The organism is Pseudomonas sp. SJZ080, from assembly GCF_007828295.1.
Lineage (GTDB): Bacteria > Pseudomonadota > Gammaproteobacteria > Pseudomonadales > Pseudomonadaceae > Aquipseudomonas > Aquipseudomonas migulae_A.
The window spans coordinates 1-21,331 of the sequence record NZ_VIUK01000025.1; the positions used below are offsets into that span (position 1 = coordinate 1).

General features: G+C 59.8%; 20 protein-coding genes. 14 read left to right on the forward strand and 6 right to left on the reverse strand.

Going from position 1 to position 21,331, the window contains the following annotated elements:
• Positions 1–115: 115 nt before the first annotated feature.
• A complete protein-coding gene (locus tag FBY04_RS25850) occupies positions 116–856 on the reverse strand; it encodes a ComF family protein (protein WP_145317919.1) in 741 nt (246 codons plus the stop codon).
• A gap of 90 nt (positions 857–946) precedes the next feature.
• Here FBY04_RS25850 and bioB point away from each other — a divergent pair, with 90 nt between their 5' ends.
• The 10 genes from bioB (at position 947) to FBY04_RS25900 (ending at position 13,414) form a co-directional block, all read left to right on the forward strand.
• On the forward strand, positions 947–2,002 hold the full coding sequence (gene bioB / locus FBY04_RS25855; protein WP_145317922.1) for a biotin synthase BioB: 1,056 nt from the start codon (positions 947–949) through the stop codon (positions 2,000–2,002).
• 115 nt (positions 2,003–2,117) lie between these two features.
• Positions 2,118–3,296 carry an 8-amino-7-oxononanoate synthase gene (bioF, locus tag FBY04_RS25860; protein ID WP_145317926.1) on the forward strand — a complete coding sequence of 393 codons (1,179 nt, stop codon included), beginning with the start codon at positions 2,118–2,120 and terminating at the stop codon, positions 3,294–3,296.
• Positions 3,289–4,020 (forward strand): alpha/beta fold hydrolase, encoded by a 732-nt coding sequence (locus FBY04_RS25865; protein WP_084318421.1) that lies wholly within the window; start codon positions 3,289–3,291, stop codon positions 4,018–4,020. The genes bioF and FBY04_RS25865 overlap by 8 nt, the downstream gene beginning before the upstream one ends.
• Positions 4,013–4,837 (forward strand): malonyl-ACP O-methyltransferase BioC, encoded by an 825-nt coding sequence (gene bioC, locus FBY04_RS25870; protein WP_084318420.1) that lies wholly within the window; start codon positions 4,013–4,015, stop codon positions 4,835–4,837. The genes FBY04_RS25865 and bioC overlap by 8 nt, the downstream gene beginning before the upstream one ends.
• Entirely contained in the window at positions 4,834–5,514 is a 681-nt protein-coding gene (bioD, locus tag FBY04_RS25875; RefSeq protein WP_084318419.1) for a dethiobiotin synthase, read from the forward strand. Before bioC ends, bioD begins: the two co-directional genes overlap by 4 nt.
• A 120-nt stretch (positions 5,515–5,634) precedes the next feature.
• Positions 5,635–5,931, forward strand: coding sequence for a pyrroloquinoline quinone biosynthesis protein PqqE (locus FBY04_RS25880; RefSeq protein WP_145317929.1), 297 nt, complete (start codon positions 5,635–5,637; stop codon positions 5,929–5,931).
• A gap of 277 nt (positions 5,932–6,208) precedes the next feature.
• Entirely contained in the window at positions 6,209–8,014 is a 1,806-nt protein-coding gene (locus FBY04_RS25885) for a phenylacyl-CoA dehydrogenase (protein ID WP_084318417.1), read from the forward strand.
• A 199-nt stretch (positions 8,015–8,213) separates the two neighbouring features.
• The gene (locus FBY04_RS25890; RefSeq protein WP_145317931.1) at positions 8,214–9,500 is read left to right on the forward strand and encodes a GGDEF domain-containing protein; all 1,287 of its coding nucleotides are present in this window, start codon (positions 8,214–8,216) and stop codon (positions 9,498–9,500) included.
• A gap of 90 nt (positions 9,501–9,590) precedes the next feature.
• Positions 9,591–11,387, forward strand: a complete 1,797-nt coding sequence (locus FBY04_RS25895) for an acyl-CoA dehydrogenase C-terminal domain-containing protein (protein ID WP_145317933.1) — start codon at positions 9,591–9,593, stop codon at positions 11,385–11,387.
• A gap of 248 nt (positions 11,388–11,635) precedes the next feature.
• Positions 11,636–13,414 carry an acyl-CoA dehydrogenase C-terminal domain-containing protein gene (locus FBY04_RS25900; RefSeq protein ID WP_084318414.1) on the forward strand — a complete coding sequence of 593 codons (1,779 nt, stop codon included), beginning with the start codon at positions 11,636–11,638 and terminating at the stop codon, positions 13,412–13,414.
• Positions 13,415–13,641: 227 nt separating this feature from the next.
• On the opposite strand, the gene FBY04_RS25905 is transcribed toward FBY04_RS25900, so the two are convergent.
• Positions 13,642–14,562 carry a LysR family transcriptional regulator gene (locus tag FBY04_RS25905; protein WP_084318413.1) on the reverse strand — a complete coding sequence of 307 codons (921 nt, stop codon included), beginning with the start codon at positions 14,560–14,562 and terminating at the stop codon, positions 13,642–13,644.
• Positions 14,563–14,731: 169 nt separating this feature from the next.
• Here FBY04_RS25905 and FBY04_RS25910 point away from each other — a divergent pair, with 169 nt between their 5' ends.
• The 4 genes from FBY04_RS25910 to FBY04_RS25925 all read left to right on the forward strand — a co-directional run bounded on the left by FBY04_RS25910 (position 14,732) and on the right by FBY04_RS25925 (position 17,174).
• Positions 14,732–16,015: an aspartate aminotransferase family protein gene (locus FBY04_RS25910; RefSeq protein WP_145317937.1), complete on the forward strand. Its 1,284-nt coding sequence runs from the start codon at positions 14,732–14,734 to the stop codon at positions 16,013–16,015.
• Between the two features lie 248 nt (positions 16,016–16,263).
• The gene (locus FBY04_RS25915) at positions 16,264–16,620 is read left to right on the forward strand and encodes a type II toxin-antitoxin system RelE/ParE family toxin (RefSeq protein WP_145317940.1); all 357 of its coding nucleotides are present in this window, start codon (positions 16,264–16,266) and stop codon (positions 16,618–16,620) included.
• On the forward strand, positions 16,613–16,933 hold the full coding sequence (locus FBY04_RS25920) for a DNA-binding transcriptional regulator (protein ID WP_084318410.1): 321 nt from the start codon (positions 16,613–16,615) through the stop codon (positions 16,931–16,933). The genes FBY04_RS25915 and FBY04_RS25920 overlap by 8 nt, the downstream gene beginning before the upstream one ends.
• An 82-nt stretch (positions 16,934–17,015) precedes the next feature.
• Positions 17,016–17,174, forward strand: a complete 159-nt coding sequence (locus FBY04_RS25925; RefSeq protein ID WP_007904205.1) for a YqaE/Pmp3 family membrane protein — start codon at positions 17,016–17,018, stop codon at positions 17,172–17,174.
• A 155-nt stretch (positions 17,175–17,329) separates the two neighbouring features.
• Here the strand turns inward: FBY04_RS25925 and FBY04_RS25930 are convergent, their stop codons facing one another.
• From FBY04_RS25930 to pqqC, 4 genes are read right to left on the reverse strand one after another with little or no spacing between them, the layout of a single operon-like run.
• On the reverse strand, positions 17,330–19,156 hold the full coding sequence (locus FBY04_RS25930; RefSeq protein ID WP_145317943.1) for a S9 family peptidase: 1,827 nt from the start codon (positions 19,154–19,156) through the stop codon (positions 17,330–17,332).
• Positions 19,122–20,297 (reverse strand): pyrroloquinoline quinone biosynthesis protein PqqE, encoded by a 1,176-nt coding sequence (gene pqqE, locus FBY04_RS25935; RefSeq protein WP_084318408.1) that lies wholly within the window; start codon positions 20,295–20,297, stop codon positions 19,122–19,124. Before pqqE ends, FBY04_RS25930 begins: the two co-directional genes overlap by 35 nt.
• A complete protein-coding gene (pqqD, locus tag FBY04_RS25940) occupies positions 20,269–20,544 on the reverse strand; it encodes a pyrroloquinoline quinone biosynthesis peptide chaperone PqqD (RefSeq protein ID WP_008024193.1) in 276 nt (91 codons plus the stop codon). Before pqqD ends, pqqE begins: the two co-directional genes overlap by 29 nt.
• Positions 20,541–21,293 (reverse strand): pyrroloquinoline-quinone synthase PqqC, encoded by a 753-nt coding sequence (gene pqqC / locus FBY04_RS25945; RefSeq protein ID WP_084318407.1) that lies wholly within the window; start codon positions 21,291–21,293, stop codon positions 20,541–20,543. The genes pqqD and pqqC overlap by 4 nt, the downstream gene beginning before the upstream one ends.
• Positions 21,294–21,331: the final 38 nt, after the last annotated feature.

The window sequence follows — 21,331 nt, forward strand, 5'->3', positions numbered from 1 at the left end:
TGCATGCGAATATTACTGATCAGACTGAATGCCATGCTGAGAGACGGCACCGAATGGCGGTGACGAATGGCAGGGTGAAGACAGTTGCTCCCACAGGTTTTGTGTCTGGCTCAAGTCAGGCGATGTCGCCGGGTTTGGGCGTGCGCGCCAGGCAATAGACATCGACCCGCGAGGCGCCCGCCTCGATCAACAGGCGCGCCAGAGCCTGGGCGGTTGCGCCGGTGGTCAGCACGTCGTCGACCAGTGCCAGGTGACGCCCCTTGATCACCGCATCAGGCATCAGGGCGAAGGCGTTGCGCAGGTTCTTTTTGCGGGCTTCGGCCTTCAGGTCTTGTTGCGCGCTGGTATCTTTAATCCTCTTGAGTAGCTGTTCGTCGCAGGGGATATTCAGGCTCGCGCTCAACCAGCGAGCCAGCATTGCGGCCTGATTGAAACCCCGTTGACGCAGACGTCTGGTGGCGAGCGGAACCGGGACCAGCGCATCTGGCCGATCCAGCGCTTCATCGAAGCGATGTTGCAGGAAATGAGCGAGAAGTTCGCCAAGCAGGTTGCCAAATGGCCACTTGGCGCTGTGTTTGAAACGGGTGATCAGGCTGTCGACCGGAAAGCTGTAGGTCCACGGGGCGATCACGTGTTCGAAGGCGGGCGGTGCCATCAAACATTGGCCACAGGTCATGTCCGCCGCGGGCAAGGGCAGGGCGCAGGTCAGGCAGTGATCGCCGAGCCAGGGCAGGTCGGTTTCACACGCCGTGCAGATCGGCGTCGCTTCATCCGCCATCTCGTCGCAAAGCAGGCAGGATTGTTTGTTTTTTAACCAGATGTAAACCGGTCCTTTGTATCGTGGTTGACAGCGCATCGCTCTTCCTTAAATATGCCGAACATCCGTGTCGCGTCTGTGGGTATTCCATTCCCCAGTCGCTTGCCAAGCATAATCAAGGAAACACCCATGAGCGCCAGCACCTCTGCAACTCTGCGTCATGACTGGTCTTTGGCCGAAGTCAAAGCACTCTTCGTTCAGCCATTCAACGACCTGCTGTTCCAGGCGCAGACCGTGCACCGCGCCCATTTCGACGCCAACCGCGTCCAGGTTTCCACGCTGCTTTCGATCAAGACCGGCGCCTGCCCGGAAGATTGCAAATATTGTCCGCAGTCCGGTCACTACAACACCGGCCTGGAAAAAGAAAAACTGATGGAAGTGCAGAAGGTCCTCGAAGAGGCTGCCCGCGCCAAGGCCATCGGTTCGACCCGTTTCTGCATGGGCGCGGCGTGGAAACACCCGTCTGCCAAAGACATGCCGTACGTGCTGGAGATGGTCAAGGGCGTGAAAGCCATGGGCCTGGAAACCTGCATGACCCTCGGCCGTCTGGATCAGGACCAGACCGAAGCGCTGGCCAAGGCCGGGCTCGATTACTACAACCACAACCTCGACACCTCGCCCGAGTTCTACGGCAGCATCATCACTACCCGCACCTACAGCGAGCGCCTGCAGACCCTGGCCTACGTGCGTGATTCGGGGATGAAGATCTGCTCCGGCGGCATCCTCGGCATGGGCGAGTCCCTCGATGACCGTGCCAACCTGCTGATCCAGCTCGCCAACCTGCCGGAGCATCCGGAATCGGTGCCGATCAACATGCTGGTGAAAGTCGCCGGTACGCCGCTGGAAAACGCCGAAGACATCGACCCGTTCGATTTCATCCGCATGCTCGCCGTCGCGCGCATCCTGATGCCGAAATCCCATGTGCGCCTGTCCGCTGGCCGCGAAGCAATGAACGAGCAGATGCAGGCCCTGGCGTTCTTTGCCGGTGCGAACTCGATTTTCTACGGCGAAAAACTGCTGACCACCGCCAACCCGCAGGCTGACAAGGACATGCAACTGTTCTCACGCCTGGGGATCCTGCCGGAAGCGCGTGAAGAGCACGCCGATGAAGTGCACCAGGCGGCCATCGAACAGGCGCTGGTGGAGCAGAAGAGCAGCGAGCAGTTTTACAACGCTGCTGTTTGATCAACACCTGTAGGAGCCGGCTTGCTGGCGATGGCATCTCCTCGGTTGTTCAGACAGACCGCGGTGATGCCATCGCCAGCAAGCCGGCTCCTACAATCTGACTTTTGAGGCCTGCATGTCTTTCGATCTCGCCGCACGCCTTGCTGCCCGTCGTGCCGAAAATCTCTACCGCCAACGTCCATTGCTCGAAAGCCCTCAAGGCCCGGAAGTGGTGGTCGATGGCCAGCCGTTGCTGGCGTTCTGCAACAATGACTACCTGGGCCTGGCCAATCACCCGCAAGTGATCGAAGCCTGGCGCGCCGGCGCGTCCCGTTGGGGTGTCGGTGGCGGCGCTTCGCATTTGGTCATTGGCCACAGCACGCCACATCATGAGCTGGAAGAGGCGTTGGCTGACTTGACTGGCCGCCCTCGTGCGCTGCTGTTTACCACCGGTTACATGGCCAACCTTGGCGCGGTGACCGCGTTGGTGGGGCAGGGCGATACGGTGCTCGAAGACCGCCTCAATCACGCCTCGTTGCTCGATGCCGGTCTGTTGTCAGGTGCGCGTTTCAATCGTTATCTGCACAACGACGCGGCGAGTCTGGCCAATCGTCTCGAGAAGGCCACCGGCAATACGCTGGTGGTCACCGACGGCGTGTTCAGCATGGACGGCGACATCGCCGACCTGCCGGCATTGGCCCGGGAAGCGAAGGCCAAAGGCGCGTGGCTGATGGTCGATGATGCGCACGGTTTTGGTCCGCTGGGCGCCAGCGGTGGCGGGATCGTCGAGCATTTCGGCCTGAGCCAGGACGATGTGCCGGTGCTGGTGGGCACCCTCGGCAAAGCTTTCGGCACTGCTGGCGCTTTTGTCGCGGGCAGCGAAGAACTGATCGAGAGTTTGATCCAGTTCGCTCGTCCGTATATTTACACCACCAGCCAACCGCCTGCCCTGGCCTGCGCGACGCTGAAAAGCCTGGAACTGCTGCGCACCGAGCACTGGCGTCGTGAACATCTGAACATCCTGATTCGTCAGTTCCGGCAAGGCGCCGAGCAGATCGGCCTGGAGTTGATGGACAGCTTCACGCCGATCCAGCCGATCATGATCGGCGATGCCGGGCGTGCGGTGCGCCTGTCGCAAATGCTGCGCGAACGTGGATTGATGGTGACCGCGATCCGCCCACCGACCGTGCCCGCCGGCAGCGCCCGACTTCGTGTGACCCTGACCGCCGCGCACAGCGAGGCGCAGGTGCAGCTATTGTTAAATGGACTGGCCGATTGTTTTGCACAACTGGGACCGGAGCCAAGCCATGCGTGATCGTCTGATTCTGCTACCTGGCTGGGGCCTCGGGATTTCGCCTCTGGAGCCTCTGGCGGCCGCATTGCAAGGGCTGGACGAACACCTGCGTGTCGAGATCGAGCCGCTGCCGGAGCTGGAATCCGGCGACCTTGAAGAATGGCTCGACGAACTCGACTCCACCGTGCCTCAGGACGCCTGGCTCGGCGGCTGGTCCCTCGGCGGCATGCTCGCTTCCGAGTTGGCGGCCCGACGCGGCGATCGGTGCTGCGGCTTGCTGACGTTGGCGAGCAATCCTTCATTTGTCGCCCATGAGCAATGGCCGAGCGCGATGCCCGGCGAGACGTTCGACGCGTTTCTGGCCGGATGCAGTGCCGATCCGCGCATGACGCTGAAGCGCTTTTCGCTGCTCTGCGCTCAAGGCGCTGAAGACCCGCGCGGGTTGTCTCGGTTACTGCTTGGTGGCGCGCCCCACACCTCTGCTTCGGTATTGATGAGCGGCCTGGAGCTGCTTGCGCAACTGGATACCCGTCAGGCGTTGCAAGCATTCCGCGGCCCGCAACTGCATTTGTTCGCCGGTCTCGACGGGCTGGTGCCGGCCGAAGCGGCGGGGGATTTGCTGGCGTTGCTGCCGGACGTCGAAATCGGCCTGATTGAACAGGCCGGCCACGCGTTTCTTCTGGAAGACCCTCACGGTGTGGCGGGGGCGATCCAGGCCTTTTTGCATGAGTGCGGTGATGACTGACTTATCTCTCCCGCTTCCCCATCCAAAGCAATCCGGCGGCTTGCCGGACAAGCGCCAGGTGGCTGCGTCCTTTTCCCGCGCGGCGGCCAGCTATGACAGCGTCGCCGAATTGCAGCGTGATGTCGGCAGCCAGTTGTTAAGCCGTTTGCCGGGTGATTTCGTGCCGGGTCGCTGGCTGGACCTGGGCTGTGGCACCGGGCATTTCAGTCGTGTGCTGGGTGAGCGTTTTCCTGTCGGTCACGGCGTGGCGCTGGACATCGCCGAAGGCATGCTCAATCACGCGCGCCCGTTGGGTGGGGCCACATATTTCATCGCCGGCGATGCAGAACGACTGCCCTTGCAGGATTCGACGTGCGACCTGATCTTCTCCAGCCTGGCGGTGCAGTGGTGCGCGGACTTCGCTTCGGTGCTCAGTGAAGCCCATCGTGTGCTGAAACCTGGCGGAAAGTTTGCATTTGCTAGTCTGTGCGTGGGCACGCTGTTTGAGCTGCGTGACAGTTGGCGGCAGGTGGATGGCATGGTGCACGTCAACCGCTTCCGCGAGTTCGGGGTTTATCAACAGCTGTGCGCGGCCAGCGGCTTGAAGGTCGCAAGTCTGCAAACCCGTCCTCACGTGCTGCATTACCCGGATGTGCGCAGCCTGACTCACGAACTCAAGGCGCTGGGTGCGCACAACCTGAATCCCGGACGGCCGGGCGGTTTGACCGGCCGGGCGCGGATTCTCGGCCTGGTCGAGGCTTACGAACAGTTTCGTCAGGCCGAAGGCCTGCCGGCGACTTATCAAGTGGTGTATGCCGTTTTGGAGAAACCCTTATGAGCGCAGCGTATTTCATCACCGGCACTGACACCGATGTCGGCAAGACCACAGTGGCGGCGGGCTTGCTGCATGCCGCACGGTCGGCGGGCCTGAGTACGGCGGCGGGGAAACCGGTTGCTTCAGGTTGCGACGTGACGCCCAAGGGTTTGCGCAACGCCGATGCGTTGGCGTTGCTGGCGGAATGCTCGGTGCCGCTGACGTATGCACAGGTCAATCCGGTGGCGTTCGAACCGGCAATCGCACCGCATCTGGCGGCACGCGAGGCGGGCGTGGCGTTGACAGTGCAATCCTTGTTGGCACCGATGCAGAAAATTCTGGAGATGCAGGCGGATTTCACCCTGATCGAAGGCGCCGGTGGCTGGCGCGTGCCGCTGGCGGATCAGGACAACCTGTCGGACCTGGCCATGGCGCTGAATCTGCCGGTGATTCTGGTGGTCGGCGTGCGGTTGGGTTGCATTAACCATGCGTTGCTGACAGCCGAGGCAATTGCGCAGGACGGTTTGCAACTGGCGGGTTGGGTGGCCAACATCATCGATGCCAAGACGGCGCGCCTTGAAGAAAACCTTGCCACGCTTGCCGAGCGGATTCCTGCGCCATGTCTGGGGCGAGTGCCGAAACTAAAGCTGGTGACAGCGGAGGCGGTGGCGGAACACCTTCAGCTGGATTTGCTGGACTGATCATTCAAGCAATGGTTTTACCTATGACAAGGCACTGTGCCATTAGTGTTTTTGTCGGGTGTTTTGCGCGTGCGTCTGTTTCAATGCCCGCTGTTGATCCTTTCCAGGACGAGTTCTCCCATGGAAATCTCAGGAAGTACCGCTTTTTATGCCGGTCTGAGCACTATTCAGACAGGGCAGAACCGTGTCGATCAGGCTTCCGGGCAGATCGCCAACACTACAATCGAGCGCTCGGTGACCAGTCAGTCTTCCGAGGTTCAGGTCGATCGCCTGCGTTCGGTCGATCGTAGCCAGCAGTCGGACCTGGCCAGCAACATGGTTGAGATGGCGCAGGGCAAGTTTCAGGTCGAGGCAGGCGTCAAAGTCGCCAAGGCTTCCGATGAAATGCTTGGTACGTTGATCGATACGTTCGCCTGATCATCCGCTGAATCAGTACATCCAACGCCGCGACCTCTCGCGGCGTTTTCGTGTGTAAGTCCTTCTCCCCAAACTAAACTTTCTTGTACGGCGTGTTGCCTGGGCAACGGCGCAGTGTGGTCGTACGTCCGGGATTTGCGTCGAGCGATGACGAACGGCAAAAGATCGACGCTTGACAAGATTTGGGCGTAAACGTATGTTTCAAACAACTGTTTGACCGTTACAACAAATCACCACGGTCGTTCATTCCCGGTTACATCAGCAGAGGTTTATCGCTATGCCTGACTACAAGGCCCCCTTGCGTGATATTCGCTTCGTTCGTGACGAACTGCTCGGCTACGAAGCGCACTATCAGAGCCTTCCGGCTTGTGCAGACGCAACTCCGGACATGGTTGACGCCATTCTCGAAGAAGGCGCCAAGTTTTGTGAGCAGGTGCTGGCTCCGCTGAACCGCGTGGGTGACACCGAAGGCTGCACCTGGAGCGAGTCCGGCGTTAAAACCCCGACCGGTTTCAAAGAAGCCTACAAGCAATTCGTTGAAGGCGGCTGGCCAAGCCTGGCGCACGACGTAGAGCACGGCGGCCAAGGCCTGCCAGAGTCTCTGGGGCTGGCAGTCAGCGAAATGGTCGGCGAGGCCAACTGGTCGTGGGGCATGTACCCAGGCTTGTCCCATGGCGCGATGAACACCATTTCCGAGCACGGCACGCCTGAGCAGCAAGAGGCTTACCTGACCAAGCTGGTGTCCGGCGAATGGACCGGCACCATGTGCCTGACCGAACCGCACTGCGGCACCGACCTGGGCATGCTGCGCACCAAGGCTGAACCTCAGGCCGACGGTTCCTACAAAGTCTCCGGCACCAAGATCTTCATCTCGGCCGGCGAACACGACATGGCCGACAACATCGTCCACATCGTGCTGGCCCGCCTGCCGGATGCACCGGCTGGCACCAAAGGCATCTCGCTGTTCATCGTTCCGAAGTTCCTGCCGAACGAAGACGGTTCGATCGGTGCGCGAAACGCCGTGTCCTGTGGTTCCCTGGAACACAAAATGGGCATCCACGGTAACGCCACCTGCGTGATGAACTTCGACGCGGCCACCGGTTTCCTGATAGGCCCGGCGAACAAAGGCCTGAACTGCATGTTCACCTTCATGAACACCGCACGTCTGGGCACCGCGCTGCAAGGTCTGGCCCACGCCGAGATCGGCTTCCAGGGCGGCCTGAAATACGCTCGCGATCGTCTGCAAATGCGTTCCCTGACTGGCCCGAAAGCGCCGGAAAAAGCCGCTGACCCGATCATCGTGCACCCTGATGTTCGTCGCATGCTGTTGACCATGAAAGCGTTCGCCGAAGGCAACCGCGCGATGGTTTACTTCACTGCCAAGCAAGTCGACATCGTCAAGTACGGCGTGGACGAAGAAGAGAAGAAGAAAGCCGACGCACTGCTGGCGTTCATGACGCCAATCGCCAAAGCCTTCATGACCGAAGTCGGTTTCGAATCCGCCAACCACGGCGTGCAAATCTACGGCGGCCACGGCTTCATCGCCGAGTGGGGCATGGAGCAGAACGTTCGCGATAGCCGCATTTCGATGTTGTACGAAGGCACCACCGGTATCCAGGCACTCGACCTGCTGGGCCGTAAAGTGCTGATGACCCAAGGCGAGGCTCTGAAAGGCTTCACCAAGATCGTCCACAAGTTCTGCCAGACCAACGAAGGCAACGAAGCCGTTCAAGAGTTCGTCGCGCCACTGGCTGCACTGAACAAGGAATGGGGCGAGCTGACCATGAAGGTCGGTATGGCCGCCATGAAAGATCGCGAAGAAGTCGGCGCGGCCTCCGTGGATTACCTGATGTACTCCGGTTATGCCTGCCTGGCCTACTTCTGGGCTGACATGGCGCGCCTGGCAGCCGAGAAACTGGCGGCCGGCACCACCGAAGCGGCGTTCTACACCGCCAAGCTGCAGACCGCGCGCTTCTACTTCCAGCGCATCCTGCCGCGTACTCGCACTCACGTTGCAACCATGCTGTCGGGCGCCAACAACCTGATGGACATGAAAGAAGAAGACTTCGCACTGGGCTACTAAGTCCCGGGCTGTCGCTTCATGAAGCCGCTGTTTCCTTCGGGGACAGCGGCTTTTTTGTGGGCGATTTACGCGCGTAAATATTCCTGACTAAAACGCTAAGAAGAACGACTTTGCTGCCGTTAAAGAGGATGGCGATGTGACATGTCGCTCGATGAGTGGGCACAATGCCATCTCAGTTTGCCGGGTCGGAGCTTTACCCTTGCCGCGTTCTTCCGCTGTACGTTTCAGTCATTTCCTACCGTCACTTCTGCTGTTGATTGCGGGGCTGGCGGCTGCCTACGTCAAGGACCTGAACGTCTTCTTCACGTCACTGTTCAACGTGTTGCCCACCCTCGTTTTGTTGCTCGGCGGTGCTTACTGCGCGGTTTACCGACGTCAGCGCGAGCTGTTTCTGATGGTCACGGTGTACATCGCCTACTACCTGCTCGACACCCAGACCGACTATTACCGCGACAACGGCAAGGTGCGTGAAGACGCCGCTGTGGTGTTTCACCTGTGCTGTCTGCTGCTTCCGCTGATGTTTGGTGTGTTCGCAGCGTGGCAGGAACGCACCCATCTGTTCCAGGACATGATCGCCCGTTTCGCGGTGTTGCTGGCGGTCGGGAGTGTGGCATTGGGGCTGGAGCAAAGTTACCCACAGGCATTGCTGATGTGGCTGTCGGAAATCCGCTGGCCTGCCCTGCATGGCGCCTGGATGAGCCTGATCCAGCTGTCCTATCCGGTGTTCATCGCTTCGTTCCTGCTGCTGAGCTGGCAATACTGGCGTAATCCGAGACCGTTGCATGCCGCACAGTTGGTGGGTTTGCTCGGGTTGTTCTGGGCGCTGCCGAAAACCTTCATCCTGCCGTTTACCCTCAACATCATGTGCAGCCAGGTGATGCTGATGATTGCGGCGGCGGTCGCCCATGAAGCCTATCAAATGGCCTTCCGTGACGAGCTGACCGGTCTGCCGGGGCGTCGCGCCTTGAACGAACGCATGCAGCGCCTGGGGCGCAATTACGTATTGGCCATGAGCGACGTCGACCACTTCAAGAAATTCAACGACACCCATGGTCACGACGTCGGCGATCAGGTGCTGCGCCTGGTTGCCAGCAAACTGTCGAAAATCGGCGGTGGCGGTAGGGCTTATCGCTATGGCGGTGAGGAGTTTGCACTGGTGTTCGCGGGCAAGACGCTTGAGGAGTGCATGCCGCACCTGGAAGTAATCCGTGAATCCATTGCGACCTACAACATCCATCTGCGTAATCAGGACAACCGTCCTCAGGACGACCAGCAGGGGCGTCAGCGTCGTTCCGGTTCTGCGGCCACGAGTGTCTCGGTCACCGTCAGCATCGGCGTTGCCGAACGGGTGGACCAACGTAATCCTGAAAAAGTGCTCAAGTCTGCCGATGAGGCGCTCTACGCTGCCAAAGGTGCCGGGCGAAACTGTGTGGTGGCTTACGGTCAGAATCGTCGTGGCGCTGTGCGCGAGGCGGCTGCGGGTTGAGTGATGACGGCGCATTCAGCGTCTGGACTGTGATTGTGAGGCGTGGTCGGCGGCAGTAGGTTTAAGGCATCTGCTGCCGGAGAAATGACCATGCCCGAGTACAAAGCTCCCCTGCGCGACATGCGCTTTCTGATCGACCACGTCTTCGACTTTCACACCAACTACGCGGCGCTGGGTGCCACCGAGGCCAGCCCGGACATGGTCAATGCGATCCTCGAAGAAGGTGCGAAATTCTGCGAGAACGTGCTGGCACCGCTCAATCGCAGCGGCGATGAAGAAGGCTGTCATTTCGACAATGGCGTGGTGACAACGCCTGCAGGCTTCAAGCAAGCCTTCGCACAATACGTGGAAGGTGGCTGGCATGGTCTGGCGGCTGATCCCGCCTACGGCGGCCAAGGCTTGCCGAGTTCTCTGGGGCTGGTCATCAGCGAGATGGTCGGTTCCAGCAACACTTCCTGGGGCATGTACCCCGGCCTGACCCACGGTGCGATGTCGGCCATTCACGCCCATGGCACCGACGAACAGAAAAACACCTACCTGAGCAAACTCACCGCGGGTCAGTGGACCGGCACCATGTGCCTGACCGAAGCCCATTGCGGCACCGATCTGGGCATCATCAAGACCCGTGCAGTGCCTGCGGCGGACGGCAGTTACGCCATTTCCGGCAGCAAGATCTTCATCTCCGCCGGCGAACACGACATGAGCGACAACATCATTCATCTGGTGCTGGCGAAACTGCCGGATGCGCCTGCAGGAACCAAGGGCATTTCGTTGTTCATCGTTCCCAAGTTCCTGCCCAATGCAGAAGGCGAAGCAGGAGAGCGCAACGGCGTTTCCTGCGGCTCGATCGAGCACAAGATGGGCATCAAGGCTTCGGCCACCTGTGTGCTGAACTTCGACGAGGCCAAGGGCTTCCTGATCGGCGAGCCGAACAAGGGCCTGAACTGCATGTTCACCATGATGAACCATGCGCGCCTCGGCACCGGGATGCAGGGGTTGTGTCTGGGTGAAGCGAGCTTCCAGGGCGCAATCAAGTACGCCAACGACCGTCTGCAGATGCGCTCGCTGACCGGCCCGAAAGCGCCGGAAAAAGTTGCCGACCCGATCATCGTTCACCCCGATGTGCGGCGGATGTTGCTGACCATGAAAGCCTTCAACGAAGGCAATCGCGCACTGACATACTTCACCGCGCAATTGCTGGACGCTGCGCACCTGAGCCCGGATGAAACCGCGCGGCAGGACGCCGAAGACCTGTTGGCTTTCCTGACGCCGATCTGCAAAGCCTTCATGACCGACACCGGGCTGGAGGTGACCAACCTCGGCATGCAGGTGTTTGGCGGTCACGGTTTCATTCGTGAGTGGGGCATGGAGCAACTGGTTCGCGATTGCCGGATCGCACCGATCTACGAAGGCACCAACGGCATCCAGGCGCTGGATTTGCTGGGGCGCAAGGTGCTTGGCAGCCAAGGAAAACTGCTGCGCGGCTTTACCAAAATCGTTCATAAGTTTTGCGCGGCGAACGCCGGGCATCCGCAACTCGCCAGTTATGTGACGCAACTCAATGGGTTGAATCAGCAGTGGGGCGAGTTGACGACCCAGATCGGCATGGCCGCGATGAAGAATCCGGACGAAGTGGGCGCCGCGTCGGTGGATTACCTGATGTACAGCGGTTACATCATCCTTGGTTACTTGTGGCTGCGCATGGCGCTGGTGGCTCAGTCACAACTGGATGCGGACAGCGGCGATGCCGATTACTGCCGGGCCAAACTGGCGACCAGCGAGTTTTACTTCAAGCGCTTGCTGCCACGCACTGCCGCTCATCGCGCAGCCATCGAAGCGGGCAGCGATTGCCTGATGAAGCTGCCGGCTGAGTTGTTTGCGCTGTAACGGTTACGTTTAAAAGCTTCGCGGGCAAGCCTCGCTCCTACAAGTCATGCACCCAATCGAAATGGCGCAAACCCTGTAGGAGCGAGGCTTGCCCGCGAAGGCGTTCTGGCAGACACAAAAATGCAATGACCAAAAATTACAAAACGGTCATAGCCTGACCCTATGTGTCGCAAAAGTTGTTGGGTTACACTCGGACCCAACGAAAACTCTTCCTACGAATCACCTGTAAAGATCCTGCGAGGTTTGCCATGGCTGACTACAAAGCGCCCCTGCGCGATATGCGCTTCGTCCTCAATGAAGTATTCGAGGTCGCCAAACTCTGGGCCGAGTTGCCTGCGCTGGCCGAGACCGTCGATGCGGAAACCGTTGAAGCCATTCTTGAAGAAGCCGGCAAGGTCACCAGCAAAAGCATCGCGCCTCTGAGCCGTGCCGCTGACGAAGAAGGTTGCCATTGGGCGGACGGTGCTGTCACCACGCCGGCAGGTTTCCCACAGGCTTATCAGACTTACGCCGAAGGCGGTTGGGTTGGCGTTGGTGGCGATCCGACCTACGGCGGCATGGGCATGCCCAAGGCGGTTTCGGCTCAGGTCGAAGAAATGGTCAACTCCGCGAGCCTGTCGTTCGGTCTGTACCCGATGTTGACTGCCGGTGCTTGCCTGTCGATCAACGCTCACGCCAGCGACGAGCTGAAAGCGGCCTACCTGCCGAACATGTACGCCGGCGTCTGGGCCGGCTCGATGTGCCTGACCGAGCCGCACGCCGGCACAGACCTGGGGATCATCCGCACCAAGGCCGAACCTCAGGCCGACGGTTCCTACAAAGTCAGCGGCACCAAGATTTTCATCACTGGCGGCGAACACGACCTGACCGAGAACATCATCCACCTGGTGTTGGCCAAACTGCCGGACGCGCCGGCGGGGCCGAAAGGCATTTCGTTGTTCCTGGTGCCGAAGTTCATGGTCAATGCCGATGGCAGCCTGGGCGCGCGCAACCCGGCGACTTGCGGTTCGATCGAACACAAGATGGGTATTCAGGCGTCCGCGACCTGCGTGATGAACTTCGACGAAGCCGTGGGCTATCTGGTCGGCGAGCCGAACAAAGGCCTGGCGGCGATGTTCACCATGATGAACTACGAACGTCTGGGCGTCGGCATCCAGGGCCTGGCCTCTGGCGAGCGCTCTTACCAGAACGCCATCGAATACGCCCGCGACCGTCTGCAAAGCCGTTCGCCGACTGGCGCGCAGAACAAAGACAAAGTGGCTGACCCGATCATCGTCCACCCGGACGTGCGTCGCATGCTGCTGACCATGAAAGCATCGAACGAAGGCGGCCGTGCGTTTTCGACGTACGTGGCCATGCAACTGGACACCGCCAAGTTCAGCGAAGACGCGACCACCCGCAAGCGCGCGGAAGACCTGGTGGCGTTGCTGACCCCGGTAGCCAAGGCGTTCCTGACTGACCTCGGCCTGGAAACCACCATTCACGGCCAGCAGGTTTTCGGCGGCCACGGTTACATTCGTGAGTGGGGCCAGGAACAACTGGTTCGCGACGTGCGCATCACCCAGATTTACGAAGGCACCAACGGCATTCAGGCGCTGGACCTTGTAGGGCGCAAGATCGTCGGCAGCGGCGGAGCGTTCTACAACCTGTTCGCCGACGAGATTCGTCACTTCACCGCGACTGCCAGCGCTGACCTGGCCGAGTTCACCCAGCCGCTGAACGATGCCGTGACCACCCTCGACGAATTGACCGCATGGTTGCTGGACCGAGCAAAAAACAACCCGAACGAAATCGGCGCGGCCTCGGTCGAGTATCTGCAAACCTTCGGTTATGTGGCCTACGCCTACATGTGGGCACTCATGGCGAAGGCGGCCTTGGGCAAAGAAGCGCAGGACGATTTCTACGCGAGCAAACTGGGCACCGCGCGGTTCTATTTTGCACGCCTGCTGCCGCGTATTCACTCGTTGAGCGCGTCGGTGAAGGCCGGTAGCGAATCGCTATTCCTGCTGGACGCAGCGCAGTTCTGAGGATGTAACGTCATGTAAGCATTCGCTTACATGACGTGCTGCTTTTCTCCCATAGATGGAGATTGGATCCACAGCTAATCTACTTCTCATGGACGTCGCGCAGGAAGCGCAAAGTAACAACACGGACACGTAGGATTCTGCCAGGACGGCGGAGTGAAATGGATGTCAGGGAAACAGTCTGCAAAGCCCCGCTTCGGCGGGGTTTTCTTTTGCCCGCAGAAAAGTAGTCAGCTCAGCCCATCCAGGGTTGCCGAGCGTTCATCCGGTGCGTTCATCACTTCTTCCAGCAAGGTTCGCAACAAGGCCAGCGAGGCTTGTTGCCGCTGCACATCCCGACACACCAGCCCGACTTTCAGCGGCACCCGTGGTTCGGTCAGCGGTTTCCAGAGCAGTTCATGGTTGCCGAGCGCTTTCTGCGAGCGGCCAGGAAGCACTGTCGCCAGTCGGGTGTGGGGCAGACTGTCGAGAATCCCCGCCATATTGTTCAGTTCCGCCTGCACTTGCGGGCGCCGCCCCAGGTTGGCCAGTTGCGTCTGCCAGATCTGCCGCACCTGAAATTCTTCACCCAGCAGCAACATCGGCAACTCGGCAGCCTGACTCATGGAGACTTTCTTGAATTCGCGCAACGGGTGATCCGCCGGGATGACGAGCGTCAGTTCATCTTCGTACAGCATCACGCCGTGCAGCCCAGGCTGTCGGGGCGGCAGGTAACTGATGCCGATGTCCAGAGCACCGTTAAGCAACCGCCGCTCGATCTCCAACCCGGTCAGTTCATAGATCTGCACCACCAAGTGCGGTTGCGCCTTGCGCACGCGCTCGAGCATTTGCGGCACAAGACTGGTGTGGACCGTCTGCAACACGCCAATGGCCAACGTGCGCAGCGCTTGTCCCTTGAAATTGCCCAGCGCTTCACGGGCCCGTTGCAAACCATCCAGCAAGGGCAGGGCGTGGTTGTACAACGTATGGGCGGCCAGGGTAGGCAGCAGGCGTTTGCTGCTGCGCTCGAACAGGCTGACATCAAGGTTTTGTTCGAGGTGGCGGATCTGTTGGGACAGTGCCGGCTGAGAGATTGAAAGTCGCTCGGCGGCCCGGCCGACATGGCCCTCTTCGTAGACCGCGACGAAATAACGCAGTTGTTTGAAATCCATAAGTTTTGCTTATTGAAAATGCTGAAAAATCGAAATGGCCCGAAGCCTGCTCTGAGCCTAGTCTAACCGCATTCACAAGGCTTACAGGGCCATAGAGCGCGATGAATACCGTTTACGCCGAGGTTGTTTACATAGGTCAGGCAAAAAACCTCAAGCGAGGTTTTTCTGGATGAATCTGTTCAATTTACGGCGTAGCGCTCCCAGTCTTGATGACCTGACTGCGGACAATTTCCTGCCGTCCAGAGGTGACAATCTTTCCAGCGAGTGCCTGATGCCCAGTGTCGAGCGGCCAAAACAGATTTTTGTGCGCGGTCAGGGCTCCTGGTTGTGGGACAGCGACGACCGTGCCTATCTGGATTTTTCCCAGGGTAGCGGGGCCAATAGCCTCGGACATAGCCCTTCTGTACTGGTCAATGCGATCACGGCGCAGGCTCAGTCGCTGATCAACCCCGGTTTCGGCCTGCATAACCGCGGCATGCTCAACCTCGCCGAGCGGCTCTGCGTCAGCACCGGCAGTGATCAGGCGTACTTGCTCAACAGTGGCAGCGAGGCCTGTGAAGCGGCGATCAAACTGGCGCGCAAGTGGGGGCAGCGGCATCGCGGCGGTGCTTCGCGGATCATCGTGGCCAAGAAGGGGTGTCATGGCCGTAGTCTCGGGACGATTCCCGCGTCGGACAGTTCCACTCTGACCAACCGCTTCGAGCCACAGCTCCCGGGTTTCAGCCACGTGCCGTTCAACGATCTTGCAGCGTTGCATGCAGCGGTTGATGCCCGGACCGTTGCAATCATGCTCGAACCGATCCAGAACGAAGCCGGGGTGATCCCCGCCACCGAGCTTTACCTCAAGGGGGTCGAACGCCTGTGTCGTGAGCTGGGCATTCTGTTGATCTTCGACGAAGTGCAGACCGGTATTGGTCGCGTCGGGACATTGCTCGCGGAACAATCCTACGGCGTACGGGCAGATATCGTTGTCCTCGGCAAAGGGCTGGGTGGTGGCGTGCCTCTGGCGGCGTTGCTGGCGCGGGGCAAGGCTTGCTGTTTCGATATCGGCGAACTGACGGGCACCCATCATGGCAATGCGCTGATGACCGCCGCCGGCCTTGCGGTACTCGATAGCGTGCAGGACAAGGGATTTCTCGAGCATGTCCGGGAAACCGGCCAGCACCTGCGTGAAGGCCTGGCCCGCCTGACTCATCGCTATGGGCACGGTGAGTTACGCGGACAAGGGCTGCTCTGGGGGCTTACGCTGTCCGAGGATTCGGCTGACGCCGTCGTTAAAGCGGCGATGTACGAAGGGTTGCTGCTCGACGCCCCGCAAGCCGATTGCCTGCGCTTTACCCCGGCGCTCACCGTGAGCAAGGCCAACATCGACGAAATGCTCCTGCGCCTGGCCCGTGCCTTTTCCCGCGTACGCACCGCACAGTTGCAATGCCGGAAAGGGATCGCCGTGTAATCAGAACTGCCCTACGCAAATTCCCGAACCGTCTTGCGGTATTACGCATCGCCCCACGTTTGATTCTTTTAACGTGGGGTGTTTTTTTTGTCTCTGCGTTTTGCCAGATGCCAATCGGGGCTTGAGCAATAGCGGGATCAATGGCCTTTTAGAGGGCGCCGGCAGGGAGTGCCGGTGCCCGACGTTGTCGTGGGGATGGTTTTGATTTCTATACCACTGAGTGGTATGTTTTTGCGGAAGGGAAGCCGATGTTACCCAGGTTATTCAAGACAAAGCGTTTTGCGGCTCAGGCTGGCAAGGCCTGGATTTGTGATGAGGAGCTTCGTGAGGCGTTCACCGAAATGCTCAATGGCCAGGCGGAAAGCCTGGGGGGTGGAGTCTGGAAAAAGCGTCTGAATGCCAATCGACACCGCTCGATTGTTTTTGCAAAAGGTGGTCGGTATTGGATCTATCAGTTGCTGTTTGCCAAGAAAGATCGGAGCAATATCAGCCTTGCAGAGCTGGCTGAATTGCGTGTTTTAGCCAAGGTTTATGGCGCAATGACAGATATGCAAATCCAGTACTTGCTGGAGACCAAGGAGTTTGTGGAGATACCCCATGAGTAAGAAATACAAAAGTGAAGTATTTGAGTCGATTCACGAGTCCGCCAGCGCCTTGTATGCCATCGGTGCCATCAGCAAGGCAACCATGCGCGAATTCGACGAATCCTGTCTTGCCACCGTTCCGGACGCGATGCCGGCGGCGCAAATCAAAGCGCTGCGTGAGCGCAACAACGTCAGCCAGCCGGTATTCGCGCGTTATCTGAACACCAGCGCGTCGACGGTCAAGCAGTGGGAAGCTGGGGACAAACATCCCAGTGGCATGGCCCTGAAGTTGTTGAGCATCGTGCAGAAGCACGGTCTGGAGATACTCGCCTGAAGAACCGCACTGAACCCTGACGAACAGCGCAGGTCGATTGGGTGTGACTCACACGAGTTCACTTCACCTCAGGAGCTGCCCCATGGACTTCATTCGCATCATCATCGCCATTCTGTTGCCGCCACTGGGTGTGTTTCTGCAAGTCGGTTTCGCCGGCGCATTCTGGTTGAATATTCTGCTGACGCTGTGCGGTTACATCCCGGGGATCGTGCATGCGGTGTACATCATCGCCAAGCGCTGAGTTTTGCGGCGCAAGATAGATCGCTCTCGTCGGAACGCCGCCCGGAGCCGGCTCGCTCCCACATGGAAACGCGTTCCTCTGATAGAACCCGGTCAAATGTGGGAGCGGGCTTGCTCGTGAATGAGGCGCCGCCATTTCTGCTCAAGGCGCAGGATTCAGTCCATCTGATCCATCACCCGCCGATAAAACAACCACTCCTGCTCCAGCGCATGGGCCTGATTCCCAGCCTTGCGAAAGCCGTGACGTTCGTCCGCGTAGTAATGCGCTTCAACCAGAATGCCGTTTTTCTGCAGCGCTTCGACCATGTCGCGGGTTTGCTGCGGCACGACCACGGCGTCGAGTTCACCCTGAAAGAAAATCACCGGCACGCTGATGTTGCTCGCATGCAGCAGGGGTGTTCGTGCGTCGTAGCGCTCGGCGTCTGTGACAGGATCGCCGATCAGCCAATCCAGATAATCGCCTTCGAACTTGTGCGTCGCACGGCCGAGGGCAACGGGATCGCTGACACCGTAAAGGCTGGCGCCGGCGCGGAAGACCTTTTTGAACGCCAACGCGCACAGCGTGGTGTACCCGCCGGCGCTGCCACCACGAATAAACGCCTTGTCGCCATCGATCAAGCCGCGCTGGGTGAGGTGGGTGACCACCGCGCAGGCATCTTCCACATCCACGTCTCCCCAACTCAAATGCAACGCCTGGCGATAGGCTCGGCCATAGCCGCTGCTGCCACGGTAGTTGAGGTCGGCCACGGCGAAACCGCGTTGCGCCCAGTACTGGATGCGCGGATCGAGCATCGGGTAGCACGCCGATGTCGGGCCTCCGTGGATGAACACCACCAGCGGCGGCTTCGTGTCGCCCGTCATCGCCGGGTAGAAGAAACCGTGAGCCTCGCCTGAACTGCTCGGGTAACGCAAGGTTTGCGGGACGCTGATTTGCTCGGCGGGCAACGGTGCCATTCCCCCGGCCAACACCTTGACCTGTCGGGTTTTGCGGTCGATGGCGATCACGGCGGACGAACTGACTGGCGAGGCAGCGATGCAGTAGATGAATTGGTCATCCAGTGCGAGATGGCGGAAACGGCTGTAGTCCCCGGTGAAGTCTTCAGGGTTTTCACCGCAAAGTCCCAGCCGGCCGAATCCGCCCTCGGTCCAGCTGGCCAGATAGGCGTTTTCGTTGAGGGGCAGCCAAGTGCAACCACCCAACTGCCAGGGCGCAGGCCCATGATCAGCCGCAGCGCTGGGCAACGGGCGCCAAGCATAGGAAGACTCGACCCACGGCTGCCAGTAGCCGCCACGGTCCGTCAGACAATACAGACGACCACTGTCATCGAATCGAGGCTGCTGCAGCGACTCCTGAACACCGTCGCCCGCCACACAACGGGCTTGAGTGAAACGGCCGTCGCCCTGGCGGTCGGCAACCATCAGGCGAGTCGCGGTCCATGGCTGGTCCGGGCGACTCCACTCGATCCAGGCTAACCGTTGAGCGTCAGGGCTCAACGTCGGTGCGGCATAAAAGTCCGCACCTTCGACCAGCAGGTGACGCGCGCCGTCCGCCAGATCGATGGTCACCAGACGATGACGGTCTCGATGCTCTTCAACCGCCAAAACCTGCCCATGCGCAAACTGCAGGTCGCCATAGCGGCATTCGCCGGATGTCAGCGTCTCGGGCGTTTCGTCCTTCAGCGATTGGCGATACAGCTGCTGGTCTGCCTCGTTGACGAAAACCACCCCGTCATCTGTCAGGCAAAACGCTCCACCGCCATATTCGTACACTCGACTGCGCACACTGAAACCGGCTGGCGTCAGGCAATGTGCCTGGCCGTCCCGCCAATGCCAGAGGCGGCAAGCGGCGTCCTCGGGGCGGTATTCATTCCAGAACAGGCCATGTCGGCCCACCTGCAATTCGGCAAAGTCGATACCGGCAGCGACTGCTTTAGCAGCGCTGAACGGTTCAACTTTTGGCGATGAGTCGTGAGTTTCGTTCATTGCGAAAGGCCAGTTGCTCAATGGTCTGGGTTGCGTGCTCGGCTTCTTCGCGGGCCTTGAGAATCACACCGTGATGTTCCGATTTGCTGCACACCGGGTCGGCATTGCTCGCGTCACCCGTGAGCATGAACGCCTGGCAGCGGCAACCGCCGAAATCCTTTTCTTTCTCGTCGCAGGAGCGGCACGGCTCGGGCATCCAGTCGTAACCGCGAAAGCGGTTGAAGCCGAACGAGTCGTACCAGATGTGCTGCATGCTGTGGTCGCGCACGTTGGGAAACTGTACCGGCAACTGTCGGGCGCCATGACAGGGCAGGGCGGTTCCATCCGGTGTCACTGTAAGAAAAATACTGCCCCAGCCATTCATGCAGGCTTTCGGGCGTTCTTCGTAGTAGTCCGGCGTGACGAAAATCAGCTTGCACGGATGCCCTTCAGCTTCCAGTTTGGCGCGGTATTCGTTGGTGATGCGTTCGGCGCGGACCAGCTGTTCCCTGGTCGGCAGCAGACCGACCCGATTGAGCTGCGCCCAACCGTAGAACTGGCACGTGGCGAGCTCGACGAAGTCCGCCTCAAGGGCGATGCACAGCTCGATGATCCGGTCGATCTTGTCGATGTTGTGCCGGTGGGTGACGAAATTCAGCACCATCGGATAGCCATGGGCCTTTACCGCGCGAGCCATTTCCAGCTTCTGCGCGAAGGCCTTTTTCGAGCCGGCCAGCAAGTTGTTCACTTGCTCGTCGCTGGCCTGGAAGCTGATCTGGATGTGGTCCAGGCCGGCTTTCTTGAAATCGCTGATTTTCTGCTCGGTGAGGCCGATGCCGGAGGTGATCAGGTTGGTGTAGAAACCCAACTTGCGCGCCTCGGCAATCAGTTCGGCGAGGTCCTGGCGAACCAGTGGTTCACCGCCGGAAAAGCCCAGTTGCGCGGCACCCATTTCCCGCGCTTCGCGGAACACCTTGATCCACTGCTCAGTGCTCAACTCTTTACCTTGCTCGGCGAAATCCAGCGGATTGGAGCAGTACGGGCATTGCAGCGGACAGCGATAGGTCAGCTCGGCCAGCAACCACAGCGGCAGGCCGATTTCCGGTTTGGGCGGTAACTTGTCCGACACGGAATCAGGCAAGTTCGATCCAGTGCTGAGCACGGGCGACCTCCATGAATTGCTCGATGTCATCACCGAGCTCCGGCACGCCGGGGAACTGCGCATCGAGTTCGGCGATGATCGCTGCGACGTCACGCTCGCCGTCGATCAAACCGCCGATGAGTGCGGCACTTTCATTCAGTTTGATCATGCCTTCCGGGTACAGCAGCACATGGCCTTTCTGCGCCGGTTCGTACTGAAAGCGGTAGCCGGGACGCCAGGTTGGGGTCTTGCTGCGATCGAAACTCATAAGGTGATTCCTTTGTGCCAGACCCGTTGCTCGGTCACGCTGTGATACGGCGGGCGTTTCAGTTCGTAGGCCATGCTCATGGCATCGAGCATGCTCCAAAGAATGTCCAGTTTGAACTGGAGAATTTCCAGCATGCGTTCCTGGCCTTCCCGCGTCGTGTAGTGCTGCAACGTGATGGCCAGACCGTGTTCGACATCGCGGCGCGCCTGGCCCAGACGGGTGCGGAAATATTCGTAACCGGCCGGGTCGATCCACGGGTAATGCTGCGGCCAGCTGTCGAGGCGCGACTGGTGGATCTGCGGCGCGAACAGCTCGGTGAGCGAGCTGCTGGCGGCTTCCTGCCAACTGGCCCGACGGGCGAAGTTGACGTAGGCGTCCACGGCGAAACGTACGCCGGGCAGCACCAGTTCCTGGGAGCGCAGTTGGTCCGGATCGAGGCCGACGGCCTGCCCCAGACGCAGCCAGGCTTCGATGCCGCCGTCTTCACCGGGGGCGCCGTCATGGTCGAGCAGACGTTGAATCCACTCGCGACGGATCTCGCGGTCCGGGCAATTAGCCAGGATGGCGGCGTCCTTCAGGGGAATGTTCACCTGATAGTAAAACCGGTTGGCAACCCAGCCCTGGATCTGCTCGCGGGTCGCCCGGCCTTCATACATCGCCACGTGGTAAGGGTGATGGATGTGGTAGTAGGCGCCCTTGGCGCGCAGGGCCGCTTCGAATTCGGCGGCGGACAGCGGGGTGTCTGTCATGTCTGTTCTCCGGGAACAACCATTGGATTCTGTGGTGT

Coding starts and splice junctions, on each gene's coding strand:
- FBY04_RS25880 (WP_145317929.1), top strand. CDS start 5,635: ATGGAAATCTCAGGAAGTACCGCTTTTTATGCCGGTCTGAGCACTATT.
- FBY04_RS25885 (WP_084318417.1), top strand. CDS start 6,209: ATGCCTGACTACAAGGCCCCCTTGCGTGATATTCGCTTCGTTCGTGAC.
- FBY04_RS25930 (WP_145317943.1), bottom strand. CDS start 19,156: ATGAACGAAACTCACGACTCATCGCCAAAAGTTGAACCGTTCAGCGCT.
- FBY04_RS25865 (WP_084318421.1), top strand. CDS start 3,289: ATGCGTGATCGTCTGATTCTGCTACCTGGCTGGGGCCTCGGGATTTCG.
- FBY04_RS25910 (WP_145317937.1), top strand. CDS start 14,732: ATGAATCTGTTCAATTTACGGCGTAGCGCTCCCAGTCTTGATGACCTG.
- pqqD (WP_008024193.1), bottom strand. CDS start 20,544: ATGAGTTTCGATCGCAGCAAGACCCCAACCTGGCGTCCCGGCTACCGC.
- FBY04_RS25920 (WP_084318410.1), top strand. CDS start 16,613: ATGAGTAAGAAATACAAAAGTGAAGTATTTGAGTCGATTCACGAGTCC.
- bioD (WP_084318419.1), top strand. CDS start 4,834: ATGAGCGCAGCGTATTTCATCACCGGCACTGACACCGATGTCGGCAAG.
- FBY04_RS25915 (WP_145317940.1), top strand. CDS start 16,264: ATGTTACCCAGGTTATTCAAGACAAAGCGTTTTGCGGCTCAGGCTGGC.
- bioC (WP_084318420.1), top strand. CDS start 4,013: ATGACTGACTTATCTCTCCCGCTTCCCCATCCAAAGCAATCCGGCGGC.
- bioF (WP_145317926.1), top strand. CDS start 2,118: ATGTCTTTCGATCTCGCCGCACGCCTTGCTGCCCGTCGTGCCGAAAAT.
- FBY04_RS25850 (WP_145317919.1), bottom strand. CDS start 856: ATGCGCTGTCAACCACGATACAAAGGACCGGTTTACATCTGGTTAAAA.
- FBY04_RS25900 (WP_084318414.1), top strand. CDS start 11,636: ATGGCTGACTACAAAGCGCCCCTGCGCGATATGCGCTTCGTCCTCAAT.
- pqqC (WP_084318407.1), bottom strand. CDS start 21,293: ATGACAGACACCCCGCTGTCCGCCGCCGAATTCGAAGCGGCCCTGCGC.
- FBY04_RS25925 (WP_007904205.1), top strand. CDS start 17,016: ATGGACTTCATTCGCATCATCATCGCCATTCTGTTGCCGCCACTGGGT.
- FBY04_RS25905 (WP_084318413.1), bottom strand. CDS start 14,562: ATGGATTTCAAACAACTGCGTTATTTCGTCGCGGTCTACGAAGAGGGC.
- FBY04_RS25895 (WP_145317933.1), top strand. CDS start 9,591: ATGCCCGAGTACAAAGCTCCCCTGCGCGACATGCGCTTTCTGATCGAC.
- bioB (WP_145317922.1), top strand. CDS start 947: ATGAGCGCCAGCACCTCTGCAACTCTGCGTCATGACTGGTCTTTGGCC.